The sequence below is a fragment of the Thiohalorhabdus sp. Cl-TMA genome, assembly GCF_041821045.1.
GTDB classification, from domain to species: Bacteria; Pseudomonadota; Gammaproteobacteria; order Thiohalorhabdales; family Thiohalorhabdaceae; genus Thiohalorhabdus; species Thiohalorhabdus methylotropha.
Map to the genome: position 1 here is coordinate 31,122 of NZ_JBGUAW010000003.1, position 23,689 is coordinate 54,810.

General features: G+C 66.6%; 21 protein-coding genes. 15 read left to right on the forward strand and 6 right to left on the reverse strand.

What is annotated here, in order from left to right; translation table 11 throughout:
- Window positions 1-58 precede the first annotated feature (58 nt).
- Together ACERLL_RS04585 and ACERLL_RS04590 are read right to left on the reverse strand one after the other, a co-directional pair.
- Window positions 59-1,465: a dihydrolipoyl dehydrogenase family protein gene (locus ACERLL_RS04585; RefSeq protein ID WP_373654885.1), complete on the reverse strand. Its 1,407-nt coding sequence runs from the start codon at window positions 1,463-1,465 to the stop codon at window positions 59-61.
- Window positions 1,466-2,108: 643 nt separating this feature from the next.
- Window positions 2,109-2,594, reverse strand: coding sequence for a universal stress protein (locus tag ACERLL_RS04590; RefSeq protein WP_373654886.1), 486 nt, complete (start codon window positions 2,592-2,594; stop codon window positions 2,109-2,111).
- A 254-nt stretch (window positions 2,595-2,848) separates the two neighbouring features.
- Between ACERLL_RS04590 and ACERLL_RS04595 the strand changes: the two genes are divergently transcribed.
- Window positions 2,849-4,354, forward strand: coding sequence for a SulP family inorganic anion transporter (locus ACERLL_RS04595; RefSeq protein WP_373654887.1), 1,506 nt, complete (start codon window positions 2,849-2,851; stop codon window positions 4,352-4,354).
- Window positions 4,355-4,756: 402 nt separating this feature from the next.
- On the opposite strand, the gene ACERLL_RS04600 is transcribed toward ACERLL_RS04595, so the two are convergent.
- Complete coding sequence (locus tag ACERLL_RS04600; RefSeq protein ID WP_373655197.1) at window positions 4,757-4,969, reverse strand: hypothetical protein; 213 nt, start codon at window positions 4,967-4,969, stop codon at window positions 4,757-4,759.
- Between the two features lie 435 nt (window positions 4,970-5,404).
- Between ACERLL_RS04600 and ACERLL_RS04605 the strand changes: the two genes are divergently transcribed.
- The gene (locus ACERLL_RS04605; RefSeq protein ID WP_373654888.1) at window positions 5,405-6,952 is read left to right on the forward strand and encodes a WD40 repeat domain-containing protein; all 1,548 of its coding nucleotides are present in this window, start codon (window positions 5,405-5,407) and stop codon (window positions 6,950-6,952) included.
- A gap of 107 nt (window positions 6,953-7,059) precedes the next feature.
- On the forward strand, window positions 7,060-8,859 hold the full coding sequence (locus ACERLL_RS04610; RefSeq protein WP_373654889.1) for a VWA domain-containing protein: 1,800 nt from the start codon (window positions 7,060-7,062) through the stop codon (window positions 8,857-8,859).
- A 116-nt stretch (window positions 8,860-8,975) separates the two neighbouring features.
- On the opposite strand, the gene groL is transcribed toward ACERLL_RS04610, so the two are convergent.
- The 3 genes from groL to ACERLL_RS04625 all read right to left on the reverse strand — a co-directional run bounded on the left by groL (window position 8,976) and on the right by ACERLL_RS04625 (window position 11,655).
- Window positions 8,976-10,634, reverse strand: a complete 1,659-nt coding sequence (gene groL / locus ACERLL_RS04615) for a chaperonin GroEL (protein WP_373654890.1) — start codon at window positions 10,632-10,634, stop codon at window positions 8,976-8,978.
- Window positions 10,635-10,693: 59 nt separating this feature from the next.
- Window positions 10,694-10,981 carry a co-chaperone GroES gene (gene groES / locus ACERLL_RS04620; protein WP_373654891.1) on the reverse strand — a complete coding sequence of 96 codons (288 nt, stop codon included), beginning with the start codon at window positions 10,979-10,981 and terminating at the stop codon, window positions 10,694-10,696.
- Between the two features lie 176 nt (window positions 10,982-11,157).
- On the reverse strand, window positions 11,158-11,655 hold the full coding sequence (locus ACERLL_RS04625; protein ID WP_373654892.1) for an FxsA family protein: 498 nt from the start codon (window positions 11,653-11,655) through the stop codon (window positions 11,158-11,160).
- Window positions 11,656-12,024: 369 nt separating this feature from the next.
- On the opposite strand from ACERLL_RS04625, the gene cutA reads away from it, so the two are divergent.
- From cutA to purH, 12 genes are all read left to right on the forward strand, one after another.
- Window positions 12,025-12,333, forward strand: coding sequence for a divalent-cation tolerance protein CutA (cutA, locus tag ACERLL_RS04630; protein ID WP_373654893.1), 309 nt, complete (start codon window positions 12,025-12,027; stop codon window positions 12,331-12,333).
- 394 nt (window positions 12,334-12,727) lie between these two features.
- Window positions 12,728-15,022, forward strand: coding sequence for a protein-disulfide reductase DsbD (locus tag ACERLL_RS04635; RefSeq protein ID WP_373654894.1), 2,295 nt, complete (start codon window positions 12,728-12,730; stop codon window positions 15,020-15,022).
- Window positions 14,997-15,566: a TlpA disulfide reductase family protein gene (locus ACERLL_RS04640; RefSeq protein ID WP_373654895.1), complete on the forward strand. Its 570-nt coding sequence runs from the start codon at window positions 14,997-14,999 to the stop codon at window positions 15,564-15,566. Before ACERLL_RS04635 ends, ACERLL_RS04640 begins: the two co-directional genes overlap by 26 nt.
- A gap of 140 nt (window positions 15,567-15,706) precedes the next feature.
- On the forward strand, window positions 15,707-16,240 hold the full coding sequence (locus ACERLL_RS04645; protein WP_373654896.1) for a tetratricopeptide repeat protein: 534 nt from the start codon (window positions 15,707-15,709) through the stop codon (window positions 16,238-16,240).
- 85 nt (window positions 16,241-16,325) lie between these two features.
- Window positions 16,326-16,787: an acetyl-CoA carboxylase biotin carboxyl carrier protein gene (gene accB / locus ACERLL_RS04650; protein WP_373654897.1), complete on the forward strand. Its 462-nt coding sequence runs from the start codon at window positions 16,326-16,328 to the stop codon at window positions 16,785-16,787.
- Between the two features lie 226 nt (window positions 16,788-17,013).
- Window positions 17,014-18,357, forward strand: coding sequence for an acetyl-CoA carboxylase biotin carboxylase subunit (gene accC / locus ACERLL_RS04655; protein ID WP_373654898.1), 1,344 nt, complete (start codon window positions 17,014-17,016; stop codon window positions 18,355-18,357).
- 56 nt (window positions 18,358-18,413) lie between these two features.
- On the forward strand, window positions 18,414-19,283 hold the full coding sequence (gene prmA / locus ACERLL_RS04660) for a 50S ribosomal protein L11 methyltransferase (RefSeq protein ID WP_373654899.1): 870 nt from the start codon (window positions 18,414-18,416) through the stop codon (window positions 19,281-19,283).
- Between the two features lie 3 nt (window positions 19,284-19,286).
- A complete protein-coding gene (locus tag ACERLL_RS04665) occupies window positions 19,287-20,117 on the forward strand; it encodes a DUF3426 domain-containing protein (protein WP_373654900.1) in 831 nt (276 codons plus the stop codon).
- Between the two features lie 107 nt (window positions 20,118-20,224).
- On the forward strand, window positions 20,225-21,208 hold the full coding sequence (gene dusB, locus ACERLL_RS04670; protein WP_373655191.1) for a tRNA dihydrouridine synthase DusB: 984 nt from the start codon (window positions 20,225-20,227) through the stop codon (window positions 21,206-21,208).
- The gene (locus ACERLL_RS04675; protein ID WP_373654901.1) at window positions 21,189-21,482 is read left to right on the forward strand and encodes a helix-turn-helix domain-containing protein; all 294 of its coding nucleotides are present in this window, start codon (window positions 21,189-21,191) and stop codon (window positions 21,480-21,482) included. Before dusB ends, ACERLL_RS04675 begins: the two co-directional genes overlap by 20 nt.
- A gap of 70 nt (window positions 21,483-21,552) precedes the next feature.
- Window positions 21,553-21,861 carry a 2Fe-2S iron-sulfur cluster-binding protein gene (locus tag ACERLL_RS04680; RefSeq protein ID WP_373654902.1) on the forward strand — a complete coding sequence of 103 codons (309 nt, stop codon included), beginning with the start codon at window positions 21,553-21,555 and terminating at the stop codon, window positions 21,859-21,861.
- Window positions 21,862-22,087: 226 nt separating this feature from the next.
- Window positions 22,088-23,653, forward strand: coding sequence for a bifunctional phosphoribosylaminoimidazolecarboxamide formyltransferase/IMP cyclohydrolase (purH, locus tag ACERLL_RS04685; RefSeq protein WP_373654903.1), 1,566 nt, complete (start codon window positions 22,088-22,090; stop codon window positions 23,651-23,653).
- The last annotated feature ends 36 nt before the right edge of the window (window positions 23,654-23,689 follow it).

Consider the following 23,689-nt stretch of genomic DNA (forward strand, 5'->3'; position numbering starts at 1 on the left):
CGCGGCCACTGGAAGGATGAAACCGGGCCGGCACGCCGGCCCGGCAAGGAGCTCGGGCCTACTCCCCGAAGATCTCCGGCCCCAGGCCCCAGTTGGCCGCCAGGGTCTCGGTGCTGTTGAGCACTTCCTCGGCCATGGCGGGGTGGTTGAATTTGCCCTGGGCGATCCGGTTCAGGGCCGTTTCGGGATCCGGCTGGCTGGTGAGGATGTGGATCAGCTCGCCCGCGGAGTCGCCGATGATCTCGCCGCCGAGCAGGATACCCTCGTCCATGTCCGCCAGTAGGCGGGTGAAGCCCTCGTCGGTGTCCTGGCCGAGTGCCTTGGGGTTGGTCTCGAAGCTGGTGAAGCCCACCGCCGGCTCGTACTCGGCGTCCTCGGCTTCGTCGTCGTCCAGGCCCACGCGCGCCATTTCCAGAGCGGAGTAGACCACTTCCGGCACCAGGTCGTCATCCGCCTCGGCGCTCTCCGCCTCGAGGATGTTCTTCACCGCCACCACGGCGTCGGCCATGGCGTGGTTGGCGGTCTGGTTGCGGTTGGCGCAATCGCCGATGGCGTAGATGCCCGCCCGAGTGGTGCGGCGGTGGGCGTCCACCTGGATGTAGCCTTTACCGTCGGTCTCCACACCGGCCCCGCCCAGGCCGAGGTCGGTGGTGACCGGCTCCCGGCCGGTGCCGAGCAGCAGCCAGTCCGCCTCCAGGATGGCGCCGTCGTCCAGCTCGGCCAGCACCCGCGCACCCTCCACGCGGGTCCCGGCCAGCCTTCCGCCGGTACGCCACTCGATGCCGTATTCCCGGAGCTTGTCCTCCAGGGCGCCGCGTGCCTGCGGCGTGAACTTGGTCTTGCGCAGCGGCGCGCCGGAGGCCACCCAGGTCACCGAGCAGCCCAGCTGGGCAAGGATGAAGGCCATTTCCGTGCCGATGATGCCCGATCCCGCGACGATCACCTCGCCGGCCGGCGGGGCCTCCTCGTCAAACAGCATGTCGGTGGTTAGCACCTTGCCCGAGATCGGCTCCACGCCGGGGAGAGGGGCGGGCCGCGAGCCCGTGGCGAGGATCACGTTCGCGGCCTCCACGGTGCCGGCGTCCGGGCCGTCGATGACCACGTTGGTGTCGCCGTCGAGGCGGGCGCGGCCGCGGAATTTCCGGACCTTGAGGCGGTCCATGAAGCCCACGTAGCTCTCCTGGACCTGGGCCACCACCCGCTCCTGGTGCGTCCAGGCCTTGGCCAGATCGCCCCGGAGCGGTCCCCCGGCGATGCCGCGATCGGCGAACTTGGCGGACCGGGCGATGGTCTTGGCGGTGTAGTGCCAGTCCTTCTTGGGGATGCAGCCGCGGTTCAGGCAGGTGCCGCCCCAGTCGGCCTCCTCCACGATACCCACCGAAAGGCCGCGCAGGGCGGCGTAGATGGCGGCCCGGTAGCCTCCGGGGCCGCTGCCGATGACCATGAGGTCCAGGGATTCGCGCATTACCGTCCCCCGTTCCGGCGGTTGGAAAGAGGCCACATTCTGAACCAGGGGCGGGGAGCCGCCAAGCGGGACGGCGGCGGCTCCCCCGGTGATCTAGCGCCGGATCAGGAAAAGCGGGTGCGGCGGTCCAGCGGACTCTGGAGCCCGGAAAGGGACCGTGTGGGAGGGGCCTCCGGCCCGGCTTGGCCAGGATCCCCCGCCTGTGAATGTGTGTTGTTGGTCGCATCGGCGGCCAAGCTCGTTACACAGGAGCCCCAGAACCCATTCGGCGGAGGGGACCACAGCGGCATGGCTTGTGATCAAGGGTCCGTGGATGCGGGGGAAGGAAGGGCTCTTGTGGCCAAGAGCCCCCACTCATGAACCGCGAACAGGAGCTTTTGTCCATGCATGCGCCATCCCCGGCCTAGCGAGACGGATATTTCAATCATCAGGGAAAACCGCCAGGATAGCCCTAATCCTGACAACGCCTATTTGCGGAGGGCTTTGGCCAGGGAAGGCGGGCACGGCCTTGGCCCTCGCGAGTCGGGCTCGTAGGACGGATACCGAAGGCCCGAGCGCTCATGCGCTTATAGCAAGCCTTTTCAGGGGCAAGCCGGTGGTCGGTTGGCTGGATGGGAAGCTATGTGCTACTCCCACGATTTGGCTAGTCGTTCATCTCGGTGGGCGGGAGGTGGGCACGGGTGGAATCGTTCATGGACACCTCATGGACCACCACCACCGGCTGACGGGCATGCCGAATGAGCCACTCCGTGGCCGAGCCATGGAGCATGTTGGAGAGCTGGCTCCGGCCCCGCGTTCCCATTACGATCATGTCGGCGCCCCATTCCTCCGTGAAGCGCATGATCTCCTCGGCGGCATTGCCCACCACGATCTGGCATTCCTCGCCTTCCTGGGCCCAGGACTCCAGCCGCGCCAGGGCTTCTTTCTCCGCGCTTTCCCGCAGGTCCTTCGAGGCCAGGGGAGAGGTGCCGGTATGGGTGGCGCCGGCGGCACCGGGGGCGGCCACGTCCGAGGGACGCATGACGTGAAGCAGACGGAGGGTGGCGGTGCAGAAGTGCTCGCGGGCTACAGCCAGGGCCTGGGCCGAGGCGGAGGAGAAATCGATGGCGATGATAACGCGCTGGAGCATGCGTGATCCCCGTGGTCGGGTAGTGGTCGGATTTCTGGGGCGAAAATGGCCCGCTGGGGCCCGTGGGCGAGTTCTGATCTTCAGCGAATAAGAACTAGGTGATAAACTGCGCCGCTCTTACGGCGTGCTCAGTCTGTACTCCCATCGCGCCGGTTGCAAGGGCGGGCGGTTCACAGCCGCGCTCTCGTTGCCACCTGCCTCCTTCTCCTGCTGTACGGGGCACGCCCCACTCCCGCAGCACCAGGAACGACAACGTGAAGAAAACCTTGCAGGCCGCCTGGGAGCGCCAGCGCGGCATCTGGCTGTTTAATGTCCGCGGCGACCTCATCGCCGGGGCGGTGGTGGCCCTGGCCCTGATCCCGGAGGCCATCGCCTTCTCCATCGTGGCCGGGGTCGATCCGCAGGTAGGCCTCTACGCCTCCTTCACCATGGCCGTCGTGATCGCCTTCGCCGGCGGCCGACCGGGAATGATCTCGGCGGCCACCGGCGCCATGGCTCTGCTGGCCGTGGACCTGATCGCGGACCACGGTCTCCAGTACCTGCTGGTGGCCACCCTGCTCACCGGGGGCATCCAGATCCTGTTCGCCTGGGCCAAGCTGGCGCGCTACATGATGTTCATCCCGCGCACAGTGATGGTGGGCTTCGTCAATGCCCTGGGTATCCTCATCTTCCTGTCCCAGGTCCACTACCTCACCGACGGCGGCACCGTCATGTGGGCCCTGGTGGCCGTGGGGCTGGCCATGCTCTATACCCTGCCCCACATCCCCGGCTACCCCCGCCTGCTGCCGGCACCGCTGGTGGTGATCGTGGTGCTGACCGCCGTGGTGTGGTGGCAGGGCTTCGATACCCTACAGGTAGGGGACATGGGCGAGCTCCCTTCCGGCCTGCCGGTGTTCCTGCTTCCGGATGTGCCCTGGACCTGGGAGACCCTGCAGATCGTATTCCCCTACTCCCTGGCCCTTGCCGTGGTGGGCCTGCTGGAGTCCCTGCTCACGGCCTCCATCGTGGATGACCTCACCGATACCCCCAGCGGCAAGGACCGGGAGGCCCAGGGCCAGGGCATCGCCAACATCGTCACCGGCCTGTTCGGCGGCATGGCGAGCTGCGCCATGATCGGCCAGTCCATGATCAACATTCAGTCGGGCGGTCTGGGCCGGCTCTCCACCCTGGCCTCCGGCCTCTTCCTGCTGTTTTTCATCCTCGTTCTGGGCGACGTGGTGGCCATCATCCCCATGGCCTCCCTGGTGGCGGTGATGATCATGGTCTCCGTCGCCACCTTCGACTGGGGCTCCCTGAAGACCCTCCACAAGCTGCCCCGCACCGATGCCACGGTGCTGGTGGTAACGGTGGCCACGGTGGTCTACACCCACGATCTGTCTATGGGCGTCCTGGCCGGGGTGCTGCTCTCCGCCATCTTCTTCGCCCGCAAGATGGCCAAGGCCATCCGGGTGAAAAGCGAGCTCTCGGCGGACGAAAGCACCCGGACCTATACGGTCTCCGGCCAGCTGTTCTTCGTGGCGGTGGACAAGTTCATAGACAGCTTCGACTACCGCGAGCCCATCCACAATGTGGTCCTGGACCTGCGCAAGGTGTCCCTGTGGGATAGCTCCGCGGTGGATGCCATCGACAAGGTGGTGGGCAAGTTCCGGCGCCGCGGCATGGAAGTGGAGGTGCTGAGCCCCAGCGGCAGCAGCGGCGAGCTGCACGACCGCCTGGCGCTGCACGACAAGGAGGGGGTGGAGCTGGGCGCCGGGCACTAGGCCGGGCTCCGGACCACTACCGAAACCGCCCCATCGGGAGGGTCCCCGGTGGGGCGGTTTTTGTCTTGACCCACCTGATGGAGGTGCCCCTGCCCCCCCCGGGTAGCTGGCGCTTGAGGCCGCATGTGGGGTTCGTGGTCTTCCGGGGCAGCAGCCGCGGGCCGCTCTATTGGGCGAGCGCAATCACCGCAGCGGAGGGTGTGGTCCAGGGAAACGCTTTACCACGGAGCGGTCATCCAAGCCCCCGGCCGCCACGGGCCAAGCCCCAATGGGCCTTTCTCCGTGTTCTCCGTGGTTTTCCCTTGCCGTGCTCCGCGCTCTCTGCGGCCCTTCCTGTACAGGGCGCAATCCACGCCGCGCGAACCGGGGGGGATTTTGCGACCGCAGCGGGTCGGGCGGGGCTTACATCATGCCCATGCCGCCCATGTCGGCGCCACCTTCGCCGCCTTCTTCCGGCTTGTCGGCGACCATGGCCTCGGTGGTGATCATGAGGCTGGCGATGCTGCTGGCGTTTTGCAGCGCCAGGCGGGTCACCTTGGTCATGAAAAAGGACAGCCGGCCAGTGCGATCCTCCCCACCCAAGGTGGCCTGGAACTGGGGCCCGATACCCTTCAACGAATCTCTTCCGGTCCTGGCAAGGCAAAGGGCCCCAGGCCTCCCGGACCCTAGCCTTCCCCCTTTTCGATATGTATCCATTTTGATCCCCCCTAGGCGAGAGGGCCCGCAATGGCTCCAGGATTCAAGGCCCAGCGAAGGGGGATTCCTCCGCCTTCCGTTCCGTATCCCTGCTTAACCGGAACAGCTCGAGGGGGCCAAGAAATGCCCCGCCGGCCGTCAAGGGCGCTTGGCAGCGCCCATCTGTCAATCGGAACCGCACCGGAGCGTCTTCAAGTCAGCGTTCATACGGAAAATTTCCTGGTGGTCGTATCTTGGGGCCTTCTAAAGAGCTCCCTTTGCTTACCTTTTCCACACTGTCCTTTGTTGACGGACTGTCGCCCCTGTGGCATTTAAACCAATGTTTGGTCAAGCCATTGGAATGGGGACTGGGGCATGGGCGACGGGCGAGGGAAGGGGGCCGGATTTCTCGGTGCGGTGATTTTGTTGGGCTGGCTGGTCGTTCCGCCGTCCAGCTGGGGCCAAGACCTTCCCCCTTCCATCCTCGCCGACCAATACCTGCTGGCCATCAAGAAGCACGCCGAGGCCGGCGAGCACCATAAAGCGGCAGGGAAGTTCAAGAAGATCCTGGAGCTGGACGTCGAGGTGCCGCCGGTCTTCTGGTACCACTACGGCCGCAATTTTCAGGCCCGGAACAAGCCGATTGAGGCCAAGAAGGCCCTCACCAAGTACGTGAGCCTGACCGGTCGGCAGGGCAAGCACTACACCGAGGCCCTGGAGCGTCTGAATACCGTTACGCCCAAGGCCAAAGCCAGGAAGGCCGAGCAGGCTGAGCGACGGAGGATCCAAGAGCGGGCCGAACGGCAGGGCCTCATCCGCACCCTGGACAATCCCGCTCGGGGTAAGGGGGACAAGTTCGGCACCCGGGTCGCAATCGGCGCCCACGGGTCCCATATCCTGATCGGGGCTCCTCACGCCCAAAACAGGTTAGGGCAGGTTTACCTGTTCGACCCGGAGGGTCGTTTCCAAAGGGACCTTCTGAGAGGTCTGCGGGGCATCCCCCATGATGAGTATGAGTGGTGCCAATTCGGTTACTCGATGGGGGTGTCGGCGGACGGGTCCAGGTTTTTCTTGGGAAGTGCGGCGGATCCAGATTGTGGCGGGCAAATCCTGCTTACCGAAAAGGGGGTGCAGAGATTCACCGGAACTGGCCCTTCCTACCACGAGGTTTTTGGCCACCCCGTTGCTTTGGCAGGGGATGGAAGCAGGCTCCTCGTTTCAAACGGCAACCAAAAGAAAACTTCCCTGCTATCCGGGCAAGGGGATTTGCTCCAAACCTTTGAAAACCCTGCTTCCGCTGGAGTCTCCCATAGTGCATTGGCCCTTTCTGGCAACGGTCATCGCATTCTCATTGGCTATATGGAGGAACATTCCCCGCGGAAAAACGTCGGCCGGGCCTATCTGTTCAATGCCGAGGGCGATGTACTGCGGCACTTCAGTGACCCGACCCCGACTTCCGAAGACCTCTTTGGTGCCGACGTTGCCATGACTCCGGATGGGCGTCGCATCCTGATCGGTGCCCCCGGGGATGACTCCGCGGAAACGGATGTCGGCCAGGCCCATCTGTTCGATGCCGAAGGAAACCTGCTTCGGACCTATGATGACCCAACCCCCACTGGCAGAAAGGGATACGGCGACCGGTTTGGCAGTGCCGTTGCCATTTCCGGGGACGGCACCCGGGTTCTGATCGGCGCCCCGGGGCATCGACCCTCTTATAATTCCTCAGGAGAGGCCCATCTGTTTGATCCCGAAGGCAACCTGCTTCGGTCCTTTGATGATCCAACACCGACCGGTTTAAGTCATTTCGGGGAATCCGTTGCCATCTCAGCAGATGGGACCCGGATTCTAATCGGTGCCCCGGATGACAGCACCATCGCTTTTCAGGCCGGCCAGGCCCACCTGTTCGACGCCTCGGATCTGTAAGAGTGGGACGGCAAATGGAAGGAGCGCATCGGGTGAGGGGCCAATGGGGCTGAACTGCTTTCGAAGCTGCTCCAGATGGGTCACTGACCCTGGGGAAGCCTGAGGAAATGCTGGGAAGTAAGCCATGGTGCGCCAAGTTTCTGTGGATCGGGGCGCTCCTCGGGGCGATTTCCATTGCGGCAACCAAGCCAGCGGAGGCCAGTACGCTGGTTGAAGCCGTTGCAGGAGGTCGCGTTGGGGAGTTTGTCCCCGAAGATCCAGATGTTCCCCTGGGCGACGGCGCAACGGTTAATGTCACCGCCAAGCTCAAGGTCACCACCCTGCTCGGGGAACCTATTGTCGCCTGCAGCGCCATATGGCGCCTCGTCTCCGTCACTGTCAACGGGAAAAAGTATGATCCGGCCGGGATGCCGGCGGATGTTGTGCAAGAGGCCTCTTTGTATGGCGTCGATGGCCTGTTCACCCTTGGCTTTTACGGGGCGCAGCCCAGGGGCTACGACCTCGACAACCACCAGTACTCCATTACCTGCGACCTGGGAGCAATGGGTCCGCCGGACGGCAAGACGGTTAGCTACAACGTGGCCGGCAGTCCGGATTGGTCCGATCTCCTCATCGATTCAAAGGTAATAGGCAACTTACCCGTTTACACCGAACGTTCGGCGCTCACGGACCGCACCATTCCGGCGGATCAGGCGAAGAGCTTTCTGAGGCATTTTTCCGAACCGGAATTCCCTCTGGGCAGCCACGGCGTACCCCGGGTAAGCAAGTATCTGGATTTGATCGAGGCGCGCATCCATTTGGGTGCCATCCGATCCCATATTGAGAGAAACGGTAAACGTTCGGTGGACGGCGGTCAGGGGTTTGCGCCCTCCCGGGCGAAGCAGCGAGAGGGGCTGCGTGCTCGGCACGGATCCGCCGCACCGGACAGTCTGCCCAACGATCTCGATGGTGCCGTCGACAAAATGGTGAAAGCGATGGGCGGCACCGGTCGACTGGTCATCCGCTCGAATGTCCGTGACGACGAGGCGTTCATCGATGGGAAGTCCGTGGGTGCCACCGGGCCTGACCCGCACAGGGTGAAGGCTGGCGAATACACGGTGCGGGTGGAGAAGGCGGGCCGACCCCCGTGGCAGTCCACCGTTCAGGTGCGCCCCGGGAAAACGACCAGGGTTATGGCCCGACTGCATGAGCCGTCTGGAGGAGGTGGAACAAGGGGTGACCAGCCTCGGGGAAGTGTACTTTTCCTGGTCGATACCTCCGGGAGTATGGGAGGGGATAAAATCGAGGCGGCACGGCGCGCCGCCATTGACCAGGGCCGGCGCGTGATCGACTCCGGCGGCGAAGTCAGCATCCTGGCCTTTTCGGGGAGCAGCTGCGACGCGCCCATCCAAGCCAGAATGGCCTTCACCACCGACAAGGGGAAATTGGCTCATTTCGTCCGCAGCATGGGCGCGGGCGGGGGAACGCCTTTGGGTGGCGCCCTGCCGGTGGCCAACCGGGAAATGGCCGCCCATCGTTCCCAAAGCTCCCTGAACCAGATGATTGTGGTTCTGGCTGACGGATCGGACGACTGCGGCACGGCCAAGGCCAACCTTCGTAAGCTGAGCGACGAGGGTGTGGTTTTCCGGCACGAGGCCATCGGACTTGGCGTTGAAGGAGGCTCCGAGGCGGCTCGACAGCTAGAAACGGTGGCGAACATGACCGGGGGTGCCTACCGCTCCGCCGGAGGCGCTAGCGACCTCGAGAAGATTTTCGAGAAGACGATTTCGACCATGGAACTGCTTAATATGCTTGGCCAGTTCGGAAGCCAGAATGGTGGCAAGCCGGAAGGGCAAAGGGAGGGGGCCAGCGGCGCCTCGGATGGCGTGAAGCAACGGGAAAAGATTTTGGATTCGATAGAGTATTAACGGCGGCCTGAAAGGGCGGGCAAGGCCCAGGGAAAGGTGGATAGCCGAATAAAAAAGGCCCCTCTCCATCATAGAGGGGCCTTTGTTGCGCCGGTAGGCGCGGTGGGGGCTCGGACTTACATCATGCCCATGCCGCCCATACCGCCCATGCCGCCCATGTCGGCGCCGCCGCCACCGCCGCCTTCGCCGCCTTCTTCCGGCTTGTCGGCGATCATGGCCTCGGTGGTGATCATGAGGCTGGCGACGCTGGACGCGTTCTGCAGCGCCAGGCGGGTGACCTTGGTCGGGTCGATCACGCCCATGTCCACCATGTCACCGTAGTCGTCGGTGCCGGCGTTGAAGCCGTAGGCGGCCTGGTCGTTCTCGAGGACCTTGCTCACTACCACAGAGGGCTCGCCGCCGGCGTTGTGCACGATCTGGCGCAGCGGCTCCTCGATGGCCCGGCGGACGATGGCCACGCCGGCGTCCTGGTCGTGGTCGCCGGTCTTGAACTCGTCGAGGGTCTTGCGGGCCCGCAGAAGGGCGATGCCGCCGCCGGGCACGATGCCTTCCTCGACCGCGGCGCGAGTGGCGTGCAGGGCGTCCTCGACGCGGGCCTTCTTCTCCTTCATCTCCACCTCGGTGGAGGCGCCCACGTTGATCACGGCCACGCCGCCGGCCAGCTTGGCGACGCGCTCCTGCAGCTTCTCGCGGTCGTAGTCGCTGGTGGCGTCCTCGATCTGCTGGCGGATCTGCTTCACCCGGGCCTGGATGTCGGCGTCGTTGCCGGCGCCGTCGACCACGGTGGTGTTGTCCTTGTCGATGGAGACGCGCTTGGCCTGGCCGAGGTCATCGATGGTGGCGTTCTCCAGCTGGGCGCCCACGTCCTCGGAGATCACGCGGCCGCCGGTGAGGATGGCCATATCCTCGAGCATGGCCTTGCGGCGGTCGCCGAAGCCGGGGGCCTTCACGGCGGCCACGCGGATGGTGCCGCGCATGTTGTTGACCACCAGGGTGGCCAGCGCCTCGCCCTCGAGGTCCTCGGCCACGATCAGCAGCGGCTTGGACTGCTTGGCCACGGCCTCGAGCACTGGCAGCAGGTCCTTCATGCTGGAGATCTTCTTGTCGTGCAGGAGGATGTAGCAGTCCTCCAGCTCGGCCACCATGCGCTCGTTGTCGGTGCAGAAGTACGGGCTCAGGTAGCCGCGGTCGAACTGCATGCCCTCGACCACGTCCAGGGTGTTCTCCAGGGAGGAGCCTTCCTCGACGGTGATCACGCCTTCCTTGCCCACCTTGGACATGGCGTCGGCGATGATCTGGCCGATGGACTCGTCGGAGTTGGCGGAGATGGTGCCGATCTGGGCGATCTCCTTCTCCTCGGAGCAGTCGCGGCTCATGTTGCGCAGCTCGCCCACGACCTTCTCCACGGCCTTGTCGATGCCGCGCTTGAGGTCCATGGGGTTCATGCCGGCGGCCACGGACTTGATGCCCTCGGTGACGATCTCCTGGGCGAGCACGGTGGCGGTGGTGGTGCCGTCACCCGCCTCGTCGGAGGTCTGGGAGGACACTTCCTTGACCATCTGGGCGCCCATGTTCTCGAACTTGTCCTCGAGCTCGATCTCCTTGGCGACGGAGACGCCGTCCTTGGTGATGTTGGGCGAGCCGAAGGACTTCTCCAGGACCACGTTGCGGCCCTTGGGGCCGAGGGTGACCTTTACGGCGTTGGCGAGCTGGTCGACGCCGTGAAGCATGCGGTGGCGAGCGTTCTCACCGAATTTGATGTCTTTTGCAGGCATGGTTTTCTAAACCCTCCGGTATTGGAACCTAGTGGGTGAGATTCGGGGGACGGCGGTCGTTACTCGACCACGCCCATGATGTCGTCTTCCCGCATGACCAGGACGTCCTCGCCGCCCGCAGACACCTCGGTGCCGGCATACTTGGCGAAGATCACCCGGTCGCCTTCCTTGACGGCCATGGGGCGCTTCTCACCGTTGTCCAGGACCTTGCCGTCACCGACGGCGATCACCTGGCCCTGGATGGGCTTTTCCTTGGCGGTGTCGGGGATGTAGAGACCGCCTTCGGTCTTCTCTTCCTCTTCAACACGCTTCACCACGACTCGGTCGTGTAGAGGACGGATTTTCATGGTGCCGCTCCCTCCTGAGGTAGGCGTACGACGTTTCCAAAGTGATTGAGAGATGTTCGGGTCCGCCCGGCGGCGTTGTTAGCACTCGCCGGAGGAGAGTGCTAATGGTAACCGCCCCCGGCCGCTTGTCAAGCCCATAGGCGCCGGATTTGGCGACTTTTTCGGGCCGACAAACGCTAGCGGTTCTTTTCCCGCTTTCGGTCGTGATCCCGGTATTCGCCCTCGATGGTGGTAGGTCCGCGCCGATCCCCTCCGTCCTGGTGGTGCGGGTCGCGGCGTTCATCCCCGGGACCGGGCCCGGACGCCCACATGCGGATGTTTAGCCGGTGGCGCAGGCGGGTGTACGCCCAGCTCCGGAACGGCGGGGTAAGCAGGGCGAAGCCCACCGCGTCGGTGAAGAAGCCGGGAGTCAGCAGCAGGGCGCCGGCCACCAGCAGGCAGGCGCCCTCGAAGAGGGTGAATCCCGGCAGCTCGCCGCGCGCCAGCTGCGCATAGAAGCGGGTAACGGTTACCATGCCCTGGTAGCGCACCAGGGCCGCGCCGAGCAGGGCGGTGCCCACCACGGCGGCGATGGTCAGCGGCGCGCCAATGGCCTGGCCGACCTCTATGAGGAGGTAGACCTCCAGCAGAGGAACCGCCAGGAAGAGGGCGAATAGGCTTGGAAGTAGCCGCATGGGATCCTTTCCGAATGCGGTTTGGGGCGGGCCGGATGGCCCCCGATTCGGCTTATGTGGGGATCGGCTGCGGCCGTATCAAGGGGTGGGCGCGGAAAATTTCCACGGATCCCGAGGGAGGCGGCGGCGTGCGGGCTTGTCGGGAGGAAACGTGCCGGGGGGGAGTCGGCGGCAGAAAAAAAATGGCGACGACCCGGAGGCCGTCGCCCAACCCACAAAGGAGGAAAAGCCTACTCAATCACCAAGCCCGTCGCTCTTGCACCGAGCCATCCGACTGATTCGGCTATATACTTAGAATCGGCCCGGCGGGGAAAGTTCCACGGCAGGAAAAAAGATTCCGCAGGGCCGGCATGACGGAGGAGCGCAACCGTGAATATCGTCGTCTATACCACCTGTCCGGACGAGGACGTGGCTCGCCGCATCAGCCACAAGGTGGTTTCCGAGCAGCTCGCCGCCTGCGTGCACAGCCATCCCGCCGGAACCAGCGTGTTCGAGTGGGAGGGCAAGGTGGAGGAGGAAAGCGAGATCCTGCTCATGATCAAGACCAAGGAAAAGCTCTACGAAGCCCTTGAGGCGGCGATCCTGGAGCAGCACCCCTACGACGTTCCGGAGATCATCGCCGTGTCCATCGATAACGGCTTGGCTTCCTACCTGCGCTGGATCGACCATCTCGATTGAGCCGGCCGCCTTCCGGGGCGGTCGCGGCACCCGCCCGAGTAATGCCCGGTGGCCCATTCCGCACAGCAGGCCGATTTGGTCCAATGGCACGGCTTCTTCCGCGCCGAAATAAGGCCGGCCGGAGCCGCGCCGGGCGGCCGCGGCTCCGGCCGGCTGGCGGTCCCGGGGCTGCAAGAACGGGCTCCCGGGCGAACGGCGCGCGTTTTGCACCGGCCTCCGGTCAGCCGCGCTGAACCGGCCTTCCCGGGATGCTCCGTGCCCCCGGCTCCCCGCGGGCTCCGGGGGAGTAGGGAGCGGAAATTGAACCCCTTTGCGGTTCAATGGTCGGAGGTCTGGTACATTACGCGAGCAGAACGAGCATTCTAATTTCCTGGGGGAAAGGAGCGAGCCCGGCATGAAGTTCCAAGCGTCCGTCGGAAGAAGGGGGCGGCATGCGGTATCCGTGGGGTTGGCCCTCCTGGTGATGTTCCTGGCGGTTCCTGCCCTGGCTCAGCAGAACATCCCGCAGCCGGATGAGGCGTTCAAGCCCACTGCCGAAGCCGTCGGCCCGGACAAGGTACGGATCTCCTGGGAAATCCATGAGGATACCTATCTCTACCGGGACAAGCTCGGCCTGAGCTTGGTCCGCCCGGAGGGTGGCGCGGTGGCCGGCCAGGAGCTGCCGCCGGGCAAGAAAAAGTACGATGAGGTCTTCGGCAAGGAGCTGCGCGTCTTCCGGGACAAGGCCACGCTTACCGCCGAGCTGGAGACGCTGGACGGCGCGCGCGAGGTGACGCTGGAAGCCCGCTATCAGGGCTGCGCCGATGCCGGGGTGTGCTACCCGCCGCAGACCAAGCAGCTCACGGTGGCCCTCCCCGCCGCCTCCGCGGGCACCGGATCGAGCGGTGGCGCCGCCACCGCTGCCGCCACCAGCGGCGCCCGGGACCTGCTGCCCCCCGAGAAGGCCTTCAAGCCCAGCGTGACGGCCACCGGCACTGACCAGGTGAAAGCCGCCTGGGAGGTGGCCGACGGCTATTACCTGTACCGGGACAAGCTGGACCTCCGGGTGGTGAAGCCGGAAGGCCTGAAGGTGGCCGGCCGGGAGCTGCCGCCGGGCAAGAAGAAGTACGACGAGGTCTTCGATAAGGAGCTGCGGATCTTCCGCAAGGAGGCCGCGCTCACTGCCAATCTGGCCCGCGATGGAAGCGGCGCCCAGCCGGTGACGGTGGAGCTCCGCTATCAGGGCTGCGCCGACGCCGGGGTGTGCTACCCGCCGCAGACCAAGCAGGCGGCCCTGACCCTTCCGGCGGCGGGGACCGCCGAAGCTGCGGCCGCCGGCGGGGACGGTGGTTCAGGCGGTCCGCCGGCCTCCGAGCAGGGCCAGTTCGCCGCCGCCCTGGAGTCCGGCGGCATCCTGGCCCTGGGCTTTTTCTTCCTGGCCGGGCTGGGGCTCGCCTTCACGCCCTGCATCTTCCCCATGGTTCCGATTCTGTCCGGCATCATCGTCGGCGCCGGCGGCAGCGAGGGCGCCCCCGGTATGACCAAGGCGCGCGCCTTCACCCTGTCGCTGGCCTACGTGCTGGGCGTGGCGATCACCTACGCCATCCTCGGCGTCATCGCCGGTGCCACCGGCGCCGCCATCCAGGCAGCCCTGCAGAACCCCTGGGTGATCGGGGCCTTCGCGGCGGTGTTCGTGGCCCTGGCTCTGTCCATGTTCGGCTTCTACGACCTGCAGCTGCCGAGCAGCCTGCAGACCCGCATTCAGCAATCCCAGGAGAACCTGGGACGGGGCAGCGTGACCGGCACCCTGGTCATGGGCGTGCTGTCGGCGCTGATCGTGGGGCCGTGCGTGGCCCCGCCGCTGGCCGGCGCCCTGCTCTACATCGGCCAGACCGGCGACATGGTGCTGGGCGGCACCTCCCTGTTCGCCATGTCCCTGGGCATGGGCGTGCCGCTGCTGGTGGTGGGGACCACCGCCGGTTCGGTGATGCCGCGGGCCGGCACCTGGATGAACGCGGTGAAATACGTGTTCGGCGTGCTGCTGCTGGGCGTGGCCATCTTCCTGGTCTCCCGCATCATCCCCTACGCGGTGTCGCTGTTCCTGTGGGGCCTGTTGCTGGTGGTGGCCGCCGTCTACCTGGGGGCCCTGGATCGGCTGGCGCCGGAGGCGAGCGGCTGGCAGAGGCTCTGGAAGGGCCTGGGTGTGGTGCTGCTGGTGCTCGGTACCCTGGAGCTGGTGGGCGCGGTGACCGGCGGCGAGGACCCGCTGGATCCCCTGGAGGGCCTCGTGGCGGCGGGCGGCTCCGTGGCCGCCGGCGGCGAGTCCGGCGAGGAGGGCCTGGAATTCCGGCGCGTGCAGAGCATGGAGGAGCTGCAGGCGGCCCTGGACGAGGCCGCGGCCGCCGGCCGTCCGGTTATGCTGGACTTCTACGCGGACTGGTGCATCGAGTGCGTGCGCTACGAGCGCTCCACCTTCGAGAGCCCGCAAGTGCACGAGGTCCTCAAGGGCCAGGACGCCCTGCTGCTGCAGGCGGACGTCACCCAGCAGAACGCCGCGGATAAGGCGCTCCAGCGGCATTTCAACATCATCGGGCCGCCGGCCATCATGTTCTTCGACCGCGATGGCCAGGAGATCCAGTCCGCCCGCATAGCCGGGTACAAAGGCGCCGAGGAGTTTGTGAAGCATGTCCGCCAAGTCTATGGCAGCTAGGTTCGCCCGCGGGGCCGCCCCGCTCCTGGTCGTGGTGGCCGTGCTGCTGGGCGGCTGCAGCGGCGAGCAGGTGGTCACTCCGGCCCACGAGGCGGAGGCCGCACCGGCATTCGAGCGCCCCGGCCTCCGCGAGGAGCGCATCAGCCTGGAGGCGTACCGGGGCAAGGTGGTACTCCTCAATTTCTGGGCCACCTGGTGCCCTTTCTGTCGCAAGGAGATCCCGCATCTCGTGGACCTGCAAGAGCGATACGGAGCGGAAGGCCTCCAGGTGTTGGGCGCGGCCCTGAACTGGAAGATCGACAGCCGCGAGCGCAACGACCCCGACATCTTCCACCAGAAGGTGGCGGCCTTCGAGCTGGAGCACGGCCTCAACTATCCCATCCCCTTGATCAAGGAGGGCATGGACGAGGTGCTGGCCCGGTTCGGCGATCCGGTGGGAATTCCCTACACGGTGCTGATCGATCGCCGGGGGCGGGTGCGCAAGGTCTTCCAGGGCAACCCGGGACCGGATCCCCTGGAGAAAGCGGTCAGAACCCTCCTTTAACCCCCTCGATCCCGACCCGATGTTGGACTTTGCCCGCCGATCCCTATAGCATGGCCGGTGCTTCGCGGGCTCCGGATTCCGCACCGGAGCCGGGGGGAGGATTTCGGGCGGTATCCCGTCCGAAGAAAACGGGAACCGGCATGATCCATGTGGAGCAGGCCCTCGAGGGGGCCAACGCGGCCTACGCCGAAGACCGTCTCGAGGAGGCGGAGCGCGAGCTGCTGGCCGTTCTGGAGTTCGACGAGCTCGAGCCGCGGGCCCTGCGCCTGCTCGGCCGGATCGCCATGCGGCAGGGGCAGCCACAACGTGCGGCGGAGCTCTTCCAGAGTGCCCTCAAGGCCCGGGAGCCCGGCTCCAAACAGGCGCCCTCCGGTCCCATGCCCACCCCCACCCTAGCCGAGCTCTATGCCCAGCAAGGCCACATCGAGGCCGCCGCCAAGGTCTACCGCGAGCTGCTGAACGGCGTCTCCGGAGAAGCCCAGGCGGCGGAATGGCGCCGTCGCCTGCGCGAGCTGGAACAGGACGCCGACGGGGTGTCCTCCGAGCCCGCAGAAGAGAAGGAAGAGGCGGCGCTCGGGCGGCTCAAGGGCCTTGTGGACCAAGTGGAGCGCAGCGGGGAAGTGCGCCGGCTCCGGGCCTTCCTCGAACGTCTGGAGGCGCGCGTCCCGCGGTAGGCCGACCACACCCGAAGGGACCGGATAATCGGGGCTGCCTGGTGCGGGGGCAGCCGCTCGCTGCGGTTTGAATCAGGGGGATTCTATGGACATTCGCAAGATTCGGCGGTTGATCGAGCTCCTTGAGGACTCGGATGTGACCGAGATCGAGATCGCCGAAGGTGAAGAAAGCGTTCGCATCACCCGCGGCGCTCCTGCCGCCGCGCAGGTGCCGGCGCCGGCCCCGGTGCAGCCGGCACCCTCCCACCAGGCCCCGCAGGCGCCGGCGGCCGGGAGCGAAGCGCCCGCCGCGGAGGAGGAAACGGGCATCAAGGTGGAAGCGCCCATGGTGGGCACCTTCTACCGGGCGTCCTCCCCGGAATCGGAGCCGTTCGTCCGCGAGGGCGACCGGGTCAACGTCGGCGATACGCTGTGCATCATCGAGGCCATGAAGCTGTTCAACGAGATCGAGTCGGAGTATTCCGGCAGGGTGAAGAAGATCCTCGCGGAGAACGCCCAGCCCGTGGAATACGGGGAGCCGCTCTTTCTCATCGAGCCGGACGGCTAGGCTCCGCCGCGCTCGCCGCGGCCAGTTGACTACCGGCCGCGCCCGGCCCGAAGCGTTAACCGAACCTAAGGACAAGGGGGTCCCTGTGCTTCCCACAGGCGGAACTTACGATCTCGCTTGCCCTCGCCCGTCCGGCTTGGGCTTTCTTCGATCCGAACGGCGCCCGCGCAGTACGGCCTATTCCCCGGCGAGCCGGTGTACTCCGGCCGGGCAGGCGGGCTAGCCCATGTTCGATAAGGTACTGATCGCCAACCGGGGCGAGGTCGCCCTGCGCATCCTGCGGGCCTGCCGGGAGCTCGGCATCAAGACGGTGGCCGTGCACTCGCAGGCGGACCGGGACGCCAAATACGTGAAGCTGGCGGACGAGTCGGTCTGCATCGGTCCGAACCAGTCCGGGGACAGCTACCTGCACGTGCCCGCCATCATGAGCGCCGCCGAGGTCACGGACGCCGAGGCCATTCATCCGGGGTACGGCTTCCTCTCCGAGAATCCGGATTTCGCCGAGATCGTGGAGTCCTCCGGGCTCACCTTCATCGGGCCCTCCGCCGAGCTGATCCGCACCATGGGCGACAAGGTGGCCGCCAAGCGGGCCATGAAGAGCTCCGGTGTGCCCTGTGTGCCCGGCTCCGAGGGCCCGGTTCCGGAGGACGACAAGGAGCTCCGCAACCTGGCCCGGGAAGTGGGCTATCCCGTCATGATCAAGGCGGCCGGAGGCGGCGGCGGCCGGGGGATGCGGGTGGTCCATACCGAGGCCAGCCTGGCCAACGCGGTATCCATGACCAAGGCGGAGGCGGAGAAGGCCTTCGGCAACGGCATGGTCTACATGGAGAAGTTCCTCGGCCACCCGCGCCACATCGAGGTCCAGGTGCTCGCCGATCAGCACGGCAACGCCATCCATCTGGGGGAGCGGGACTGCTCCGTGCAGCGCCGCCACCAGAAGCTGTTGGAGGAGGCTCCGGCACCGGGTATCGACGAGGAGACCCGCCGGGAGATGGGAATGCGCTGTGCCGAGGCCGCACGCAAGCTCGGCTATACGGGGCTGGGTACCTACGAGTTCCTCTACGAGGGCGGGGAGTTCTTCTTCATCGAGATGAATACCCGCCTCCAGGTGGAGCATCCGGTCACCGAGCAAATTACCGGGGTGGACCTGGTCAAGGAGCAGATCCGGGTGGCCGCCGGGCAGCCCCTGCGCTTCCGCCAGGAGGACATCGAGCTCAAGGGGCACGCGGTAGAGTGCCGGATCAACGCGGAGCATCCGGAGTCCTTCGTGCCGTCGCCGGGGACCATCTCCCACCTCCACCTGCCCGGGGGCCCGGGCGTGCGCATCGATTCCCACGCCTACACGGGCTACGTGATCCCGCCCTTCTACGACTCCCTCATGGGCAAGCTCATCGTCGAGGGAGAGGACCGGGAGGAGGCCATGGCCCGTATGGGGCGGGCCCTGGAGGAGTTCATCGTCGGCGGCATCGACACCACCATTCCCCTCCACCAGCGCCTGCTGCGGGATGGGCGGTTCCAGGCCGGCGGTGTGGATATCCACTTCCTGGAACGTTTCCTGGGCGAAGAGTGACCGCGCTTCGGAGGTGTTCCGGATGATCGCCGTGCCGCCCGGCCCGAGGGTTCCCCGTGGAATGGGTTGAGGTGCGGCTCACCGTTCCCGGGGGGCTCCTGGACGCCGTGGAGGAGGCCCTGAGTGGCGCCGGCGCGGGGGCCGTCACGGTGGCCGAGGGCGACGACCAGCCCAACTTCGATCCCGGCAAGGTCTGGGAGATCAATCTGGTCTCCGCCTGGTTCGCCGCGGAGGCGCTGCCGGCGGATCTGGAAGACCGGGTCGAGGCCGCCGTTGGCCAGCGTCTGGCCCTGGAACGGATTCCCGTGGAGGGGCAGGACTGGGCCCATGCCTGGAAGGACCGTTTCGGCGCCTTTCCCGTGGGCGAGCGCCTCTGGGTTCGGCCGAGCTGGGTGGAGGAGACCGCTCCCGAAGGACGGGTGGAGCTGATCCTGGACCCGGGGATGGCCTTCGGCACCGGGCAGCACGAGACCACCCGGCTGTGCCTGGAGTGGCTGGACGCCCGGGTGGGGCCCGGCGCCATGGTGCTGGATTACGGCTGCGGGAGCGGCATCCTGGCCATCGCGGCGGCGAAGCTGGGTGCCGCGCAGGTGCTGGCCGTGGACAACGACCCGCTGGCCGTGGAGGCCACAGGGAATAACGCCGCCCTGAACGGTGCCGCAGACCGCATTGCGGCGGCACCGGTGAGCCCGGGCCTGGATGGAGCGGGGCCGTTCCCCCGCGTGGTGGCCAATATCCTGTCGCGGACCCTGGTGGAGCTGGCCGACGAGCTGGTGGCGGTTACCGCTTCCGGCGGGGAGCTGAGCCTGTCCGGGATCCTGGCTCCGCAGGCGGCGGAGGTGCGTGCCGCCTTTCCGGCAATCAGGTGGACGCGGGAAGCCCGACAGGGGGATTGGGTACGGTTGGACGGTATCCGGGAGGCCTGACGGATGGAGATCCGTTGCCCCAATTGCGATACCCGGTTCCGGGTCGTCGCGGATCAGCTCAACGCCGACGGGACCCGGGTCCGGTGCTCGGTATGCAGCTACCGGTTCCTGGCCTTCCCGGACGGCACCGTGCGAAGCCCGGAACCGGAAGAGGCCGGTACCGCCGGGGAAGGCGCCGAGCCCGCCGCCCCGCCCCCGGAGGCGCCCGGTGATGGGGAGCGGGAGGAGCCGGCGGAGCCGGACCCCGCTCCGGCGCCCGACGGGGGTGCGGACCGGCCCGCGACTGGGCGCCCGGCGGCCTCCGGCCGCGGCTCGTCGCTCCTGCTCAAGCTTCTGGTGGTGTTCCTGATGCTGGGCCTTGTGGCCGAGCTGGGCTATGCCTTCCGCAGCTACTGGCTGGCCTGGCCGTGGGCCCGCTCGGCGGCGCGGAGCGCGCTGGAGCTCACCGGGATGGAGATGGAGCTGCCGGTGGCCCTGCGCCACTATCGGGCCGAGGCCATCAACGCCCGCCTGGCTCCCCTGCGGTCCGGACGCAACGTGACGCTCGTGCAGGGGGTGCTGATCAATGACGCCTCCTTCGCGCAGCGTCCGCCCAAGCTGGAGGTCCGCGCCCTCGGCGCCGAGGGCGCGGTCCGCTATCGGCGGGTGAAGCTGCCCGGAAAGCGACTCGACCTGGACCAGCCGCTCGACCTGGAAAGCCTGCGCACCAAGTGGGGCCGGGCGCGGGCCGAATTCCCCGAAATCCTTCGGCCCGGACAGGAAGTGCCCTTCGTGGTGGTGCTCGAGGATGTGCCGCCGGGGATCCGACGCTTCCGGGTGGAGCTGGTGCCCTGACGGCGCCGCCGTAATCCATTGATCCCCCATGTCGGGCCGGAATAAAATAATCGGTTTTCCAGTCCCCCGCATCACCGGAGGAGGGCCCGTCCGTGGCTTTGCAAAGGCTGGCCATCGGCCCGCATATTCTGGCCAATAATCTGGCCCTGGCTCCCATGGCGGGAATCACCGAGCGGCCCTTCCGCAGCCTCTGCCGGCAATGGGGGGCCGGACTGGCCGTATCGGAGATGATCCTGAGCCGCTCCATGCTGGCCGGTGACGGCCTTGCCCTGTCCAAGGCCGATCACACCGGGGAGGAGGGCCCCATTGCCGTCCAGATCGCCGGCGGCGATCCCGGGCTGCTGGCGGAGGCGGCGCGCTGGAACGAGGAGCGCAGCGCGGACATCATCGACATCAACATGGGCTGTCCCGCCAAGAAGGTTTGCAAGCAGGACGCTGGCTCGGCCCTCCTGCGGGACGAGGAGCTCGTCGGCCGCATCCTGGACGCCGTGGTGGGGGCCGTGGACATTCCCGTGACCCTGAAGATGCGCACGGGATGGGACCGCGAGCACAGGAACGCCCCGCGCATCGCGCGCAGGGCCGAGCGGGCCGGGATTCAGGCCCTGGCGGTACATGGCCGGACCCGGGCGGACCGGTACAAGGGCGAGGCCGAATACCGGACCATCGCCGCCGTTAAGGCCGCCGTCTCCTTGCCCGTCTGGGCCAACGGCGACATCCGGACACCCGAGGACGCTGCGCGGGTCCTGGAGGCTACCGGGGCCGATGGCCTCATGATCGGTCGCGGTGCCCAGGGCAGGCCCTGGCTGTTCCGCTCGGTGGCCCACTACCTGGCCACCGGGGAACAGCCAGAGGAGCCCGGGCTCGCCGAGCAGGGGCGGGCCGTCCTCGACCACCTAGAGGGGTTGAAGCAATTGTACGGTTCTGGCCGGGGGGCCCGCGTGGCCCGCAAGCATCTGGGATGGTACGCGGAGGGTCTGCCCGAAGACATCGGTCAGGTTTTCCGCGCAAGGGTGAACGAGGCGCAAGCCCTGGCGCAGCAGCAGGAGCTGGTGGAAGCCTTCTTCCTGCGTGATGGCCAAGAGGCTGCATGAGGTGGCGGATTCCCGATCGGACCCGGATCCGGAATATCCCGGCCTCAAGGCCTGCATCGAAGAGGCGCTGAACCAGTATTTCGCCAATCTGGACGGGGAAAAGCCCTCCGGCCGGCTTTACTATCTGGTCCAGAGCGAAGTGGAGCAGGCCCTCCTGGAGCGCATACTTTTGGAGACCGGCGGCAACCAGCGCCGGGCGGCCGAGCTTCTGGGATTGAATCGCAACACGCTGCGCAAGAAAATCCAGGAGTACGGCATCAGCACCAAGCAGTAACCGGGGGCCGAAGGGCTCCCTGCGGGGCGTCCCCGTAAGGGGCCCGAAGGCGCTCAAGGGAAGATCGGCAATGGACGGCGTACGGCTAACGGTGGAGCCGGAAGGCGCCGTGGTGGAAGTGCCTCGCGGGACCACCCTTTTCGAGGCCGCACGCAAGCTGGGCATCTACATAACCAGCGACTGCGGCGGCCATGGCGAGTGCGGCAAGTGCTTCGTGCGGCTGCGGAGCCAGCCGCGGGCGCCCACGGACATCGATTGCCGCATGCTTTCCCAGGATCGCCTGGATATGGGGACCCGGCTGTCGTGCCGCTATGTGCTGGAGGCGGATACAGTGGTGTATATCCCCCCCGGTAAGCGGCGCCAGAACCGATTCGCCTGAGTCCGCCCGCCCGGCGGGGCGGGCGAGTCGTTATTGTCGATTCTGCCAGGAGCGGCCCGCGGAGCCCGGGGTCGCCGCGATTCCCCGTGCGCGGGGCTGGCGGAAGCGCACCGTACCGGATACCGAAAGGGGCTGGATGGCGCCATCCAGCCCCTTTCGGTTTGACCATGGACATGGATGGCAACCAGCGAGCCGGCGCGAGATCGGCAAGGTAAGGGATGAGGACATGGGAGAGATAAAGCGGGCACTGATCAGCGTTTCGAACAAGCGCGGCCTGGAGGAATTCGCCCGCAGCCTCCACGAGGAGTTCCAGGTGGAGATCCTATCCACCGGCGGCACCGCGCGGCTGCTGCGTGACCACGGCGTTCCGGTGACCGATATCTCCGACTACACCGGGTTCCCGGAGCTGTTCGAGGGGCGGGTGAAAACCCTGCATCCGCGCGTGCACGGCGGGCTGCTGGCGAAGCCCAGCAATCCCGAGCACAGGGAGCAAATGGAGGCCAACGACATCCCGTCCATTGATCTGGTGGTGGCCAACCTCTATCCCTTCGAGGAAGTGGTGGCCAATCCCGAAGCCAGCCTGGAGGAGGCCGTCGAGAATATCGATATCGGTGGGCCCACCATGCTCCGGGCGGCGGCCAAGAACCATGCGCACGTAACCGTGGTGGTGGAGACCGAGGATTATGCCCGGGTCCTGAAGGAGATGCGGTCCAGCGGCGGCGCGGTGGGGGAGCCGACCCGGTTCGGCTTGGCGCGCAAGGCCTTCGAGCACACCGCCCGGTACGACGGCGCCATCGCCGATTACCTGGGCCGCATCCGGGAGGACGGCAGCCGGGAGCTCTTCCCCGCCACGCTCAATCTCTCCTTCGAGAAGGCGGCCAGCATGCGCTACGGGGAGAACCCGCACCAGCACGGCGCCTTCTATGTGGAGCCCCGAGCGGGAGGCGCCAGCGTTTCCACCGCCACGCAGCTGCAGGGCAAGGAGCTCTCCTACAACAACGTGGCGGACCTGGATGCGGCCTTCGAGGCGGTGAAGGAGCTCGCCGAGCCCGCCTGCGTCATCGTCAAGCACGCCAATCCCTGCGGCGTGGCCGAGGCCACCGACCTGCTGAGCGCCTACCGGCGCGCCTTCGCCTGCGATCCCACCTCCGCCTTCGGCGGGCTGATTGCCTTCAACCGGCGGGTGGACCAGGCCACGGCCAGGGCGATCCTGGACCAGCAGTTCGTGGAAGCGGTGATTGCCCCCGCCTACGAGGACGGGGCGCTGGAGACCTTCTCCACCAAGGCCAACGTCCGGGTCATGCAGACTCCGGCCCTCACGCTCGCCGATACCAGCAAGTGGGACTACAAGCGGGTGAACGGCGGCCTGCTGATCCAGGAACGGGATACGGCGCTCTACGAAGCCGACCAGCTCAAGGCGGTGACCAAGCGGGAGCCCAGCGAGCAGGAGTGGCGGGAGCTGCTGTTCGCCTGGCGGGTTTCCAAGCACGTGAAATCCAATGCCATCGTCTATGCCAAGGACATGGCCACCGTGGGAATCGGCGCGGGCCAGATGAGCCGGGTGGACTCCTCCCGGATCGCCGCCCAGAAGGCCCAGTCGCCGCTGGCCGGGTCCGTGATGGCCTCGGACGCCTTCTTCCCGTTCCGGGACGGCCTGGACGCGGCGGTGGAGGTGGGCTGCACCGCGGTTATCCAGCCCGGCGGCTCCATCCGCGACAACGAGGTGATCGAGGCGGCGGATGAGCACGACATCGCCATGGTGCTCACCGGCATGCGTCACTTCCGGCATTAGGCCGGCGGCGCGAGCCGCGGAATAACGCCTGACCGG